This window comes from Kribbella sp. NPDC051137 (genome assembly GCF_040682535.1).
In the GTDB taxonomy this organism is placed as follows: Bacteria; Actinomycetota; Actinomycetes; order Propionibacteriales; family Kribbellaceae; genus Kribbella; species Kribbella karoonensis.
In genome coordinates, this window is record NZ_JBFBBI010000005.1 from 248,562 (window position 1) to 260,110 (window position 11,549).

Here is an 11,549-nt window from a genome sequence, read left to right on the forward strand (position 1 = left end):
TAGCCCTGGCCACCGACACTTCTTAGAACGCTTGAAGCACCAGGCTCCCGACGGCGACCAGGATCCAGAGGATCGCTCCCAGGAAGAGCGGCCTGGGTCCTGCGTCGCGGAGTTCGCGGGGGCGCAGCGAGAGGCCGATCGCGGCCAGTGCGGCGGTGATCAGGGTGCTGCCGACGACGGTGAGCGTCGGTAGCCACCCTTCCGGTACGACGCCCGCGGAGCGAAGGCCGGCGGCCGCGATGAAGCCGATCAGGAACAGCGGGACGAGCTTGCGCCACGGCAACGGTTTGCGGATCGAGGCCGTGGCTCCTTCGTACGAACCCCGGGACGTCTCGTCGAGCGCGCGGGCGGCGCGGTTCTCGCGGCGGATCTTCAGCGCGACCAGCGTCAGCACGATCGGGATCAGCGTCAGCGACCGGGTCAGCTTCACCACGATCGCCTGGTCGCCGGCTGCCTGGCTGTACGCGTACCCGGCGGCGACCACCGACGACGTGTCGTTGACCGCCGTACCGGCCCAGAGGCCGAACGCCTCCGAGCTCATCCCGAGCAGGTGGCCGATCGGCGGGAACGTCAGGACCGCGACGATGTTGAAGGTGAAGATCGTCGCCATCGCGTAGGCGACCGAGGAACGCTTCGCGCCGATCGCCGCCGTCGCGGCCGCGATCGCCGAGCCGCCGCAGATCGCCGTACCGACGCCGATCAGGGTCTGGGTGTCGCCGCGAACACCGAGGATCCGGCCGAACAGCCAGGCGCCGCCGAGTGCGATCGCGAGCGTGCCGAGCATCACCGGCAGCGACGAGACGCCGACCCGCGCGACCTGCTGCAGCGAGAGCCCGGTGCCGAGCACGACGATCGACAGCTGGAGCAGCCCCTTCGAGGCGAAGTCGTACCCCGGCCGCCAGACGTCCGCGCGCAGGGCCGGGATCACGCTGCCCGCGATCACGCCGAGCAGGATGCCGAAGACCGGTCCGCCGACGATCGGGACCAGCCGGCCGAGCGGTACCGCGACGGCCGTCACCGCGAGCACGATCGCGAGTCCCCTGCGGCGCGACAACGCCGTACCGAGGCGGCGTACGGCGGGAACGGCGGCGGCCAGGTAGTGAGGTGTCCTAACCTCGAGCTGCACCACTAGCCGGTTCCCTTCTGCCAGAAATGTACGTACATTCACGGTAGGAGATGACCGGACATTTGGCAACTCTGGAAGGAACCCGTGTGCGCAAGCTGGAGCGAGGCGGCGGCGAGCCGCTCTGGAAGCAGTTGCAGTCGGACCTGGTCCGGCGGCTGCGGTCCGGGGAGTTCGACGACGCGTTCCCGGGTGAGCTCGCGCTCGTCGAGGAGTACGCCGTCAGCCGGCACACAGTGCGGCAGGCCCTCGTCCAGCTCCGCACAGACGGCCTGATCGTCGCCGAGCGCGGCCGGCAGCCCCGGGTCGCGGCGACACCGGAGATCCGGCAGCCGATGGGCGCGCTCTACAGCCTGTTCTCCTCCGTCGAGGCCTCAGGCCTGCCGCAACGAAGCGTCGTACGGGCGCTCGACGTTCGCGCCGACGGCGTGGTCGCGGCCCGCCTCGACCTGGAGGAGTCGATCCCGCTGCTCTACCTCGAACGCCTCCGGTACGCCGGAGACGAGCCGCTCGCGCTCGACCGGGTCTGGCTCCCGGCGACGCTGGCGGAACCGTTGCTGGACGCGGACTTCACCCACACCAGCCTGTACAACGAGCTCGCGAACCGCACGGGCATCGTCCTCGACCACGGCCGCGAGGACATCCGCGCCGTCACCCCGACCCCGGCCGAGCGCAAGATCCTGCACTGCCCCTCGGACGCCGCCGTCTTCTCGATCGTCCGCCAGGGCAGCGCCCAGAACCGCTCGGTCGAGTGGCGCCACACGATCGTCCGCGGCGACCGGTTCGCCATGTCCGCGGAGTTCTCCGCCCATGCCGGGTATCGCCTCACCCCGAGCAGCACGGCATTGACCCAGGCCTGGTGATGGAGCTGCGGTTGGTCGTCACAGTGGACGACTACGAACAGGCGGTCGCGTTCTACCGCGACGTACTCGGGCTGCCGGAGCAGGCGTCGTACTCGTCGGACGACGGCCGGGTGACGATCCTCTCCGTGGAGCGGGCGACGCTGGAGATCGCGGATCAGGGACAGGCCGAGTTCATCGACGCGGTCGAGGTCGGGCGCCGGGTAGCCGGGAAGTACCGGGTCGCGTTCGAGGTGGACGACGCCGCCGCGACCACCCGCCGCTTGGCGGACGCGGGGGCGACCGTCATCGCCGAACCCGTCCGTACGCCGTGGAACTCGCTGAACGCACGACTGGAAACGCCGGGTGGGATTCAGCTCACGCTCTTCACCGAACTTGACCTCAAGTGAACTGGAAGTGTTGAGCTGATGAGCATGTGGGACATCGAGAAACTGGACCTGGACGCCTACCTCGCACGGATCGGTCATCCGCGGGTCGCACCGTCGGCGGAGGCGTCACGGAGCCTGCACCGCGCACACGTACTGGCGATCCCGTTCGAGAACATCGACGTCATCCTCGGCACGCACCCCGGGATCTCCCTGGACGCGATCCAGGCGAAGCTCGTCGGCCGTCAGCGGGGCGGCTACTGCTACGAGCACGCCTTGCTCTTCGGGGCGGCGCTCGAGCAGCTCGGGTACGACGTCGTACGGCGGGTGGCCCGGGTACAGCCGCACAAGTCCGGGCCGCGGACGCACGCCCTGCTGAAGGTCGGCGTCAACGGCGAGGAGTTCCTGGCGGACGTGGGATTCGGCGCCGGCCAGCTCTACCCGACCCCACTGAAGGACGGCGCCGTCGTCGACCAAGCCGGCTGGGACCACCGCCTGACCCAGGACGGCGACGTCTGGACCCTGTCCAAGCAGACCCCCGAAGGCTGGATCCCCCAACACGCCTCCAACGACGAACCGGTCCGCCCGATCGACTACGAGGTCTACCACCACTACGTCTCCACCCACCCCAACTCCCCCTTCACCGGCCGCCCCGTAGTCATGCGCGTCACCGAAGGCGAAGTCCGCCGCCTGATAGGCACCACCCTCTACACCGACCACCCCAACACCCCCACCACCGAACGCCCCGTCCCCCCGTCGGCCCTCCCCGAAGCCCTGGCCTCCCTCGACGTAATCCTCACCGACGAAGAAGCAGACCGCCTCCACCTGCTGTAGCCCCACCCGCAGGTCTGGACGTGGTGAACGGGTGGATGTGATGAACGGGTGGATGTGATGAACGGGTGGATGTGATGAACGGGTGGATGTGATGAACGGGTGGATGTGATGAACGGGTGGATGTGGTCAGCCCCCGCGTGCTCCGCAGGCGCTCCGGTCGCTGCGCTCCCTCCCGCACCCGCTCCGCGCGCTCCCACCCACCCACCGGCTTGCGCCGGCATTTGCCCGCTACCGCGGGCGATTTGCGAGCTGCCGCTCGCGGGTGACTACTAGGCGAAGGCTCTACACGAAGCTGACGGTGGTGAGTGGCGCAGCGCGACAAGCCGTCGGCGCGACAAGAGGAAAGACCGTTCCTCAGCGGTCGCCGGCAACGCAAAAGGTTCAGTCGACCGAGCGTGCCGACAGGAGTTGATCGGCGAGTGATCGTGCCGTGGCAGTGAGAGTAACCGAATCCACCCCTGTCCGGCCCATGAACACGATCCCTTGTTGCGCGGCCAGGATGGCTCGCGCGAGCGCCATGGGATCGACTCCTGCCGGCAGATCGCCCTCGCGTTGGGCGCGGGCCACACAGTCACCGATCACCTCGGTAGTCGTCTCGTAGGTGCGATGGGCATGGGCCAGAACTTCCGCATCTGCATTACCGAGTTCGCAGGTGCTGTTGGCCATCAGGCAACCGCGCCGTGCACGCTCGTGGACCGGGGCCTCGAGGAGCTTGCGCAGTGCGTCCACGGCCCGTGGAGCCTCGGCGAGGGTTCCTCGAAGAGAGTCGTGGATGTCTTCGGTATAGCTGCGCAGCGCCCGGAGAAAGAGCTGATGCTTGTCGCCGAACGCCGCGTAGAGGCTGCCTTTGCCCAACCCGCTGACCCGCATCAGGTCTTCCAGCGAGGTCGCGGCGTATCCGGCGTCCCAGAACTGCTCCCTGACGGCGTTCAGCACCTGCTTCTCATCGAACGCTCGTGGACGTGCCATGTGAGCCAGAGTACGAATTATTGACCGATCAGTCCACTATGTTTATTGTGGACCGCTCAGTCAATAACTGCCGTGTATGTCGCATCCAAGGAAGTGGGAAGTCATGGGAAAGCTGGACAACAAGGTCGCGATCGTGACCGGCGGATCGCGAGGCATCGGGGCGGCGACGGCGCTGGCACTGGCTGACGAAGGAGCTGACGTGGCGATCAGCTACTCATCCTCAGCGGATCGGGCCAAGGCCGTGGTCACCGAACTCGAGGCACAGGGAGTGCGCGCGATGGCCTTCCAGGCTGACCAAGCGGATGCGAAGCAGGCGGTGGGCCTGATCCACAACGTCGTCCAACAATTCGGAAAGCTCGACATCCTGGTCAACAACGCAGGCTTCACTGCCGCCGCCTCGGTCGACGGCGAGGCTGCCGACGAGTCCGCGGTCGACCGTCAGCTCGCCATCAACTACACCAGCGTGGTAGCCGCGATCGAAGCGGCTACCCCATTGCTGCCCGAAGGCGGGCGGATCGTGAGCATCAGCTCGGGCGTGGCGACCCGGGTGGGATTCCCCGGAATGGCCGCCTACGCGGGTACCAAGTCGGCCCTGGAGGGTTACAGCCGGGGCGCGGCCCGCGATCTGGCCCACCGGGGCATCACGGTCAACGTCGTCCAGCCCGGATTCGTCGACACCGAGATGAACCCCGCCGACAGCCGCGCAGCATCCATCTTTCTCCCGACAACGGCGATGGGGCGCTACGGCCGGCCGGAGGAGATCGCCGCAGGCGTGGTCTTCCTCGCCACCCCACAAGCCTCCTACGTCACCGGCGCAGTACTACGAATCGACGGCGGCTACGGCGCATAGAACACCTCACGCACCGCCCCACCAAGTGGTCGACCCTCCACCGGGCGACCCGGCGACCCCCATGGGGTCTGTGAACAAGCAATAGCCTGTTCCCAGACCCCACGAGGTGTTCACAGTCACACCACTCCTTTCGGCCAAGCGGACTCGAACGCCGGTGCCGCCACAAGCTCAGCCCGGTAAGGACAAGAGGCGACTGGGGCGTTTTAGCTGTGATTCAGTACGTTTCCGGGGGCTCCAGGTGACCCTCCGAGGCCAGGTGTGTGAAGAGCGCGCGGTTGTAAGAGTTCATCGCGGGTAGTTCGAGTGGGTCGTAGAACCTGAGGTCTGTGGTCTCGGGATCCGTAAGTTCGAGGTGCCCCGACCACGACTCAGCTCGATAGGTCAGTGAAATCACCTGACATTGGTCACCGTTGGGGTAGACCAGGAAGCATTCTGGGCCTGATCGTGCTGAGAGCAAGGTCAGCTCTCCCGCGACTAGCCCGGTTTCCTCACGGAGCTCTCGACGGGCGGCGTCTTCGAGTCGTTCGCCTGGCTCCACGGCGCCTCCGGGGATGCACCACGTCTGGTCATCGGAGCGTTCTTGAAGGAGGACTCGCCGCCGGTCATGATCCCAGACGAGTACGCCGGCAGCCGCGACCACCAGCGGTTCCTTTCCGACCAGTGCTCGCATTCGCTGCACGTAGGACGCGGTCTCGTCATCACCCATGCTCGGAGGATAGGCGGGTGAACCGAGCGAGTCCCGCCGGTCTTGCTGTCAGGTTCGGCCAGATGTGGGCCTCGACAGGGAGCTTGATGAGCTGCGGGAAGTCAACGGCGGCGAGCTCGGTGGCCGCAACGACGCTAATGCCTGGGCGATCTGCGGCGAGGTTCTCGCTGACTGGCGCGATGGCAACCTCGATCGCCGTTTCCCAGGTGGGAAGAGCAGCACCGACATGAGAACTGCAACCGCAACTGGATGGTCCTATGGCGTTCTCGATCGATCCTGGCGGATAGTCTCGCGGCGTGACGAAGCGGTTTGAGCAGGCCATGCGGCTCATGCGCAGACGCGACCCGCAAGCGCAGGAGAGCGGATTTCAGCTGCTGTTGCCGCATGCCGCCGAACACGTCGAAGAACTGGTGACGGCGTTCGACCAGGAGCGCGCGGACCATGGGCTGCGGTGCTGGCTGCTCGAACTCATCGGTGAAGCGCGTTCACCGGATACGTTGCCGTTGTTGGTGGAGCAACTACAAAGCGACGATGAGTCACTCAGAGGCTGGGCAGTTCGCGGTCTGCAGATGCTCGACACCAAACCGGCGCGCGAGCAACTATGGCGGGCACGGGCCAACGGCCTAATCGACTGAATCAGCGGCCAGATAGCGTTCGGCCGGCCGTCAGCCATCAGCAGACTTCGCCATCAACGCTCGACACCCCGCCGGTGCCTCATTCGCCCGAAGACCGGCGGCAGCCGGCTGTAGTCCGGTGGTGGTGGGAGCTGGTGCGAGAGGAAGTGGAGCGGCCAGGACACCTGCGGAGCACGCGGAGGTCGATTACCTCCACTTCACACCACGCGAGACCTACTTCCCTTTGTTTCTTGGGGTTTCGGTGCGGAAGGATTCGCCTAGTTCGGGGCCTAGGCCGTAGTAGTGGCGGAAGTTGTAGATGAGGGGGGACCAGGCGGCGGGGTCGACGTGGGAGGTGCCGGGGATGACCAGGTGGGGGGCGGCGTGGACTCGGAGGACTTGGGCCTGGGCTATGAGGAAGTTGCCTTTGGCATCTAGGTCGGAGTGTACGACGGTGGCTTCGAAGGCGAGGGGGCATTCGGCGACCAGGGGTGGGGTGACGAGGTCGGACGGGGCGGGGGTCAGGTGGGCGGCGGTGAACTTCTTGCGGTCGTGGTGGAAGCGGGCCTGTTTGTGGGGTGGGATCGGGTCGGCGGCGGTCAGTGGGGCGAGGCGTTCGACGGCTGGCCACTGGTCGGGGGACGGGTAGTTGATCACCACCTCCGGGCGATCGCGGAGGTTGGTGGCGGTCTGGCCGCCGATGCCGACGCCCAGGACGACCACGTCACCGAGGGCCCAGGCGGAGGACATCGGGGCGAGGTTCGGGGTGCCGTCCTCGTTCAACGTGCTGAGCAGGGCGACCGGGGTGCCGACGTACAGGATGGACGGTTCGATCGTCAGGTGGGTCACGACATTCGACAGTAGGCACGGGACCGTTCGGCCGGGGCCTAACCGACGGCCCGGCATGATGGGCTGTATGACTGCCGAGGGTGAGGAGCTGGCCGGCTGGGCGCGGATGCTCGCGGACGGGACCCGGGCGACGGTGTGTATGGCGTTGCTCGACGGGCGGGCGTGGACCGCTAGTGAGCTGGCGCGGCTGGCGAAGGTGTCGCGGCCGACGATCAGCGAGCATCTCAATCTGCTCGTGAACGGTGGGCTGCTGACCGAGGTGCGGCAGGGGCGGCACCGGTACGTGAAGCTCGCCGGCCCGGACACCGCGGAGTTGATCGAAGGGCTCGCGGCCTTGGCGCCCCGGCGTACCGAACCGGTCAACAGTCTCAAGGCGGTGAGCAAGCGGGACGCGTTCGCGCGGGCCCGGACGTGCTATGACCACCTGGCCGGGAAGCTCGGGGTCGCGCTTGCGGATGCGATGACCGAGCGCGGGCTGATCGACTGGTCGGAGGGGATCGCGCTGACGCCGGAAGGCCAAGCCTGGTTGAAGGATCTCGGCATCGAGGTACGCCGGGGACGCCAGCCGCTGAGGTCCTGCCTGGATGTGACCGAGCGCCGCCCGCATCTGGCCGGTGCGGTCGGTGCGGCGTTGTGCGCGCATGCGCTCGACAACGGCTGGGTCACGCGGATACCGGGCGGGCGCGCGTTGAGGGTGCACGGCGCCGTACAAGCGTTTGGGCTGGAGTCCGGAGTCTGAGAAAAGCGTGACGGAACACGCGTTCGAGAGGCGCCGCGAGCGGATTGCACTTACTCTTCGGCCATGACTGAGTTCGAGCCCGACACCGAGTTGGTGTCCCGACTCCCTCTGCCCAGCCATGTCGTCGTCCGCGCGGACGGCAAGTGGCATCGCGGCTGGCTGATCGGCCGCGACCACGAGGAATCGGGATGGACCGCTCTGGTGCAGTACGAGGGCGACGACGGGAACGAGCGGACGGAGCGCCTGCCGGCGGACCGGATCGCCCTGCCGCCGTCGGAAGGCCCGACTGAGCAAGCGTCCTAGGGAGGGTACGCACAGCGAAGGCCCCCGGGTGGGTGTTCACCGGGGGCCTTCGTATGTAACGCAGCGGGCGCCTCATACGCATCGAGTATCCCGGCCCAGGCCCTTCGGGCGGACGGCCTGGGACGGGATACTCAGTGGCGTTACACACGGTGTATCGCCGGTAACGGCCCGAGTGTTACAGGCGCGCGGGATTTTTCTTTCGACCAGATCACGTGCGGCGACCCCGGTGCACGTCCCTGAACACCGGGGTCTGGATCGACGGCCTCTCGAGCGATCGTCGTTCGTCTTCTCCTGGTTCCCCGCTGCGCAGTTGTCATGCGTCCTGATCAGAATCGAACCGCGAGCAACACCCGTCCGGTCTCGGAGCTGCGGATGTCCAACGCCTGGATCTCGTCGCGTTTCAGCTTGGTGGTGGCGGCCGGCTTGACCGTGGTCCCGGGCGCGGAGGTCCAGCTCGCGATCAGCTGGACCTTCCCGGAGGTGTCGGTGACGAACAGTTCGTACCCGCGGGAGCGTTCGCTCGGCGTCGCGAGTTCGTCGTACTTGCAGCTGATCTCGATCGTCGTGCCCCACGGCTCCGGCACCAGCCGGGCGTCGGCGGAGAGCTTGCTGGACACCGTCTGGGACAGTACGACGTAGTCGCCCTCGGGGTCGTCCTTCGTCAGCGGGATCGCGACCACCGCGCCGACGACCGCCGCGGCGACCGCGATCGCGGAGGCGAGTGCGCCGTACCGGATCCGCTGCCGCCGACGGTCGCGCTGCACGCGCCGGGTCAGCCCGGGCAGCAGGTTCGGCGGCTCGCCGGTGACGGTGGCCAGCGCCCGCTCGGCCGGCAGCGCGGCCAGCATTCCGGGTACGCCGGCCAGGGACGCGACGGCGGCCGAGCAGTCCGCACAGTCGCGCAGATGCTCCTCGTACACGCGCCGGTCCTTCGCCGACAACGCGCCGAGCAGGTACGCCGCGTCCCACTCGCGGTACGGGTCGGTCATTGACTGGTGACCCCCTTCTCCTGCAGTGCGAGCTTGAGAGCCCGCAGCCCGTAGTGCAGCCGTGACTTCACGGTGCCCGACGGGATGTCCAGCTCCTCGGCGATGTCGGTGACCGTACGGCGACCGTAGTACGCGCGGACGATCACCTGCCGATGTTCCTCGGACAACTGTGCCAGCGACTCGGCCACCAGCCAGGCGTCCAGTACGGCGTTGGCGTGGTCGGCGCTCGGGTTCTCCGGGAGGTCGTCGCTGGCGACCTCCCGGCTGACCCGGGCGCTGCGGCGGTCGTCGATGACCAGGTTGCGGGCCACCGTGAACAGCCAGGCGCGGGCGCCCGGCTCGTCCTCGGTGAGGATGTTCGGCCGCCGCCACGCCCGCAGCAGGGTCTCCTGGACGACGTCCTCGGCCAGCCGGTCGTCGCCGGTCAGCCGGACGACGAACCGCCAGAGCGCGGGCGCGTGCACGTCGTGCAGTTCACGCAGCAGCGTCGCCCGGTCGTCGGCCATCGGCGCTCCTGCCCTGTCGATCATGCCTACTTGGCTGCGGTTGTCTGTACGGTCACCTTGGCCGGCCGCTGCACCGACCAGGCGCCGTTGCCCAGGAACGCGATCAGCAGGAAGGCGAAGCAGAACAGCGCCGCCTTCTCGCCACCATTCTGCACAGGCAGCAAAGCGCCGGCCTGGTGGACGGTGAAGTACGCGTACGCCATCGACCCGGAGCAGAGCAGCGCCGCGTACCTGGTACCGAGGCCGATCATCACCAGCGCACCGCCGGCCGTCTGGATCAGCGAGGCCCACCAGGAGGGCCAGACCAGCAGTCCGGCCTTCTCGACGCCGAGGACGCCGAACAGCGCCGCGGCGCCGTGGGTCGCGAACAGGAATCCGACGACGATCCGGAAAACGCCGATCACTTCTTTCTGAAAACGTTCCAGTACCTGCACAGGGCCTCACTCCTCGGGGCGGTGGGGTTGGTGTCTGTGCCTGGTTCGAACGATTGAACGCTCTACTTGGTTCAACGCTGAGTGATTTGAAGATCACATGCCGAATCGGTTGTCTTCCGGGTCCTGAATTGGTACCCGCGGGTGGCGACCACCAGCCCGAGTCCCCAGACCACGTACGCCGGGACCGCGACCCAGAAGAAGCTGTCCGGCAGCCCGACATCGCCGTACACCGGCTTTCCCTGGACCGCGTTGGTGATCATCTGGATCAGGCAGACCCCGAAGTACGCCGATATACCGCAGCCGAGCCCGTACCCGGGCAGCAGCAGGAGCCACCGCGGAAACCTCCGCCCGAACGGATGCACGAGCAGGAACGGCAGCAGCGTCCCGACCAGGACGAACCCGCCTTCGAAGAGCAGCAGCGACAGACTCCTGCCGTACGGCGTCTGCTCGAAGCCGACCGCTGCCTGCGCGCCGAGCCGCGTGAGGCAGCCCACGGTGGCGAGGCAGCCGCCCACGATCGAGACCCAGGGCGGCCACGGCCTCCCAGCAGGCTGATGGGCGCGCGCAAGCAGCCCGAGCAGTACGGCGCCGAGGACCGCCCCGAGCCGGCTGAGCATCCCGAGGACGTCGAACGGGATGCCGAGCCCCGGAAGCACCAAGGCAACCGCGTCGAGCAGGATAAACGCGGCCGCGGCGAGCCAGCCCGCCGCGAGTGCCCACAGCAACCTCGGGCGAATCCGGATCACGGCGAGCGTGGTCAGCACACAACCGGCCACCGCCACCCAGCCCGGGACCAGCAGGTCGTCGCCAGGGAGCTTCCAGGCCGGGGCGTGCCCGGTCAGGTACCAGATCCGCAGCCCGCTGTACGCCGCCGCCCACACCACCACCGCTCGTCGCATACCGCCAGTCTTCCGACGGCGTGCACGACCGGGATCACCCGAGCGAGTGAACGGCCTCCGCCGTCAGCGGGAGGCGTGCAACTGCTGCAGGAGCCGGAGGAACGTCTTGCGGTCGGCCGCCGGAAGGCCGTCGAGCACCTGGAGCTCGGCCGCCTGGATGTCCTTGCGGACGGCCCTCCGCATGGCCCGCCCCTGCGGCGTGATCGACAGCAGCCGGACACGCCTGTCGTCGGGGTCCGGGGTGCGCTCGATCAGGCCGGCCTGCTGCAGTTCGTCGAGGGTGCCGATGATCCGGGACTTGTCCGCGCCGATCGCCTCCGCGAGCGCCGACTGGGTCCGGACCGGGGTGTCGTCCAGCGCGTTCAGTACGACGTAGCCCCACATCGAGACCTCGTGCGCGGCCAGGATCGGCAGCTCGATCGCCATCAGGTCCCGAACGATCGGGCCGAGCATCGCGGCCAGGTCGGAGCGTTCGGTTGCCATGCTCAAAAAGGTAGCACTGGCGCAAT

16 protein-coding genes are annotated in these 11,549 nt (G+C 67.8%); 7 read left to right on the forward strand and 9 right to left on the reverse strand.

The window, feature by feature from the left end; translation table 11 throughout:
• Positions 1-22 precede the first annotated feature (22 nt).
• Complete coding sequence (locus tag AB0M51_RS27205) at positions 23-1,126, reverse strand: putative sulfate exporter family transporter (protein ID WP_363751042.1); 1,104 nt, start codon at positions 1,124-1,126, stop codon at positions 23-25.
• 86 nt (positions 1,127-1,212) lie between these two features.
• On the opposite strand from AB0M51_RS27205, the gene AB0M51_RS27210 reads away from it, so the two are divergent.
• Genes AB0M51_RS27210 through AB0M51_RS27220 form a run of 3 tightly spaced genes read left to right on the forward strand, consistent with a single transcriptional unit; the run spans position 1,213 to position 3,182 of the window.
• Positions 1,213-1,986, forward strand: a complete 774-nt coding sequence (locus AB0M51_RS27210) for a GntR family transcriptional regulator (protein WP_363751044.1) — start codon at positions 1,213-1,215, stop codon at positions 1,984-1,986.
• An 11-nt stretch (positions 1,987-1,997) separates the two neighbouring features.
• Positions 1,998-2,372, forward strand: a complete 375-nt coding sequence (locus AB0M51_RS27215; RefSeq protein ID WP_363751046.1) for a VOC family protein — start codon at positions 1,998-2,000, stop codon at positions 2,370-2,372.
• Positions 2,373-2,390: 18 nt separating this feature from the next.
• Positions 2,391-3,182, forward strand: a complete 792-nt coding sequence (locus AB0M51_RS27220) for an arylamine N-acetyltransferase (RefSeq protein WP_363751048.1) — start codon at positions 2,391-2,393, stop codon at positions 3,180-3,182.
• A 381-nt stretch (positions 3,183-3,563) separates the two neighbouring features.
• Here AB0M51_RS27220 and AB0M51_RS27225 read toward each other — a convergent pair whose 3' ends face one another.
• The gene (locus AB0M51_RS27225; RefSeq protein WP_363751050.1) at positions 3,564-4,151 is read right to left on the reverse strand and encodes a TetR/AcrR family transcriptional regulator; all 588 of its coding nucleotides are present in this window, start codon (positions 4,149-4,151) and stop codon (positions 3,564-3,566) included.
• 103 nt (positions 4,152-4,254) lie between these two features.
• Here AB0M51_RS27225 and AB0M51_RS27230 point away from each other — a divergent pair, with 103 nt between their 5' ends.
• A complete protein-coding gene (locus AB0M51_RS27230; protein WP_363751052.1) occupies positions 4,255-5,001 on the forward strand; it encodes an SDR family oxidoreductase in 747 nt (248 codons plus the stop codon).
• A 214-nt stretch (positions 5,002-5,215) separates the two neighbouring features.
• On the opposite strand, the gene AB0M51_RS27235 is transcribed toward AB0M51_RS27230, so the two are convergent.
• Entirely contained in the window at positions 5,216-5,707 is a 492-nt protein-coding gene (locus AB0M51_RS27235) for an NUDIX domain-containing protein (protein ID WP_363751054.1), read from the reverse strand.
• Positions 5,708-6,003: 296 nt separating this feature from the next.
• On the opposite strand from AB0M51_RS27235, the gene AB0M51_RS27240 reads away from it, so the two are divergent.
• On the forward strand, positions 6,004-6,342 hold the full coding sequence (locus AB0M51_RS27240) for a HEAT repeat domain-containing protein (RefSeq protein WP_363751056.1): 339 nt from the start codon (positions 6,004-6,006) through the stop codon (positions 6,340-6,342).
• A 213-nt stretch (positions 6,343-6,555) separates the two neighbouring features.
• On the opposite strand, the gene AB0M51_RS27245 is transcribed toward AB0M51_RS27240, so the two are convergent.
• Complete coding sequence (locus tag AB0M51_RS27245) at positions 6,556-7,170, reverse strand: flavin reductase (RefSeq protein ID WP_363751058.1); 615 nt, start codon at positions 7,168-7,170, stop codon at positions 6,556-6,558.
• A gap of 67 nt (positions 7,171-7,237) precedes the next feature.
• On the opposite strand from AB0M51_RS27245, the gene AB0M51_RS27250 reads away from it, so the two are divergent.
• Positions 7,238-7,909, forward strand: coding sequence for a helix-turn-helix domain-containing protein (locus AB0M51_RS27250; RefSeq protein ID WP_363751060.1), 672 nt, complete (start codon positions 7,238-7,240; stop codon positions 7,907-7,909).
• 63 nt (positions 7,910-7,972) lie between these two features.
• Positions 7,973-8,212, forward strand: a complete 240-nt coding sequence (locus tag AB0M51_RS27255; protein WP_344200547.1) for a hypothetical protein — start codon at positions 7,973-7,975, stop codon at positions 8,210-8,212.
• 326 nt (positions 8,213-8,538) lie between these two features.
• On the opposite strand, the gene AB0M51_RS27260 is transcribed toward AB0M51_RS27255, so the two are convergent.
• The 5 genes from AB0M51_RS27260 to AB0M51_RS27280 all read right to left on the reverse strand — a co-directional run bounded on the left by AB0M51_RS27260 (position 8,539) and on the right by AB0M51_RS27280 (position 11,523).
• Complete coding sequence (locus AB0M51_RS27260) at positions 8,539-9,201, reverse strand: zf-HC2 domain-containing protein (RefSeq protein ID WP_344200549.1); 663 nt, start codon at positions 9,199-9,201, stop codon at positions 8,539-8,541.
• Positions 9,198-9,707, reverse strand: a complete 510-nt coding sequence (locus AB0M51_RS27265) for a sigma-70 family RNA polymerase sigma factor (protein WP_363751063.1) — start codon at positions 9,705-9,707, stop codon at positions 9,198-9,200. Before AB0M51_RS27265 ends, AB0M51_RS27260 begins: the two co-directional genes overlap by 4 nt.
• Positions 9,708-9,733: 26 nt before the next feature.
• On the reverse strand, positions 9,734-10,141 hold the full coding sequence (locus AB0M51_RS27270; RefSeq protein WP_344200554.1) for a DoxX family protein: 408 nt from the start codon (positions 10,139-10,141) through the stop codon (positions 9,734-9,736).
• Between the two features lie 71 nt (positions 10,142-10,212).
• A complete protein-coding gene (locus AB0M51_RS27275; protein WP_363751066.1) occupies positions 10,213-11,040 on the reverse strand; it encodes a hypothetical protein in 828 nt (275 codons plus the stop codon).
• Between the two features lie 63 nt (positions 11,041-11,103).
• The gene (locus AB0M51_RS27280; RefSeq protein ID WP_344200559.1) at positions 11,104-11,523 is read right to left on the reverse strand and encodes a MarR family transcriptional regulator; all 420 of its coding nucleotides are present in this window, start codon (positions 11,521-11,523) and stop codon (positions 11,104-11,106) included.
• Positions 11,524-11,549: the final 26 nt, after the last annotated feature.

Excerpts from the sequence above, each read along its gene's own strand:
- AB0M51_RS27220 (WP_363751048.1), top strand. The coding sequence starts at position 2,391 with ATGAGCATGTGGGACATCGAGAAACTGGACCTGGACGCCTACCTCGCA.
- AB0M51_RS27225 (WP_363751050.1), bottom strand. The coding sequence starts at position 4,151 with ATGGCACGTCCACGAGCGTTCGATGAGAAGCAGGTGCTGAACGCCGTC.
- AB0M51_RS27230 (WP_363751052.1), top strand. The coding sequence starts at position 4,255 with ATGGGAAAGCTGGACAACAAGGTCGCGATCGTGACCGGCGGATCGCGA.
- AB0M51_RS27235 (WP_363751054.1), bottom strand. The coding sequence starts at position 5,707 with ATGGGTGATGACGAGACCGCGTCCTACGTGCAGCGAATGCGAGCACTG.
- AB0M51_RS27250 (WP_363751060.1), top strand. The coding sequence starts at position 7,238 with ATGACTGCCGAGGGTGAGGAGCTGGCCGGCTGGGCGCGGATGCTCGCG.
- AB0M51_RS27255 (WP_344200547.1), top strand. The coding sequence starts at position 7,973 with ATGACTGAGTTCGAGCCCGACACCGAGTTGGTGTCCCGACTCCCTCTG.
- AB0M51_RS27260 (WP_344200549.1), bottom strand. The coding sequence starts at position 9,201 with ATGACCGACCCGTACCGCGAGTGGGACGCGGCGTACCTGCTCGGCGCG.
- AB0M51_RS27265 (WP_363751063.1), bottom strand. The coding sequence starts at position 9,707 with ATGGCCGACGACCGGGCGACGCTGCTGCGTGAACTGCACGACGTGCAC.
- AB0M51_RS27275 (WP_363751066.1), bottom strand. The coding sequence starts at position 11,040 with ATGCGACGAGCGGTGGTGGTGTGGGCGGCGGCGTACAGCGGGCTGCGG.
- AB0M51_RS27280 (WP_344200559.1), bottom strand. The coding sequence starts at position 11,523 with ATGGCAACCGAACGCTCCGACCTGGCCGCGATGCTCGGCCCGATCGTT.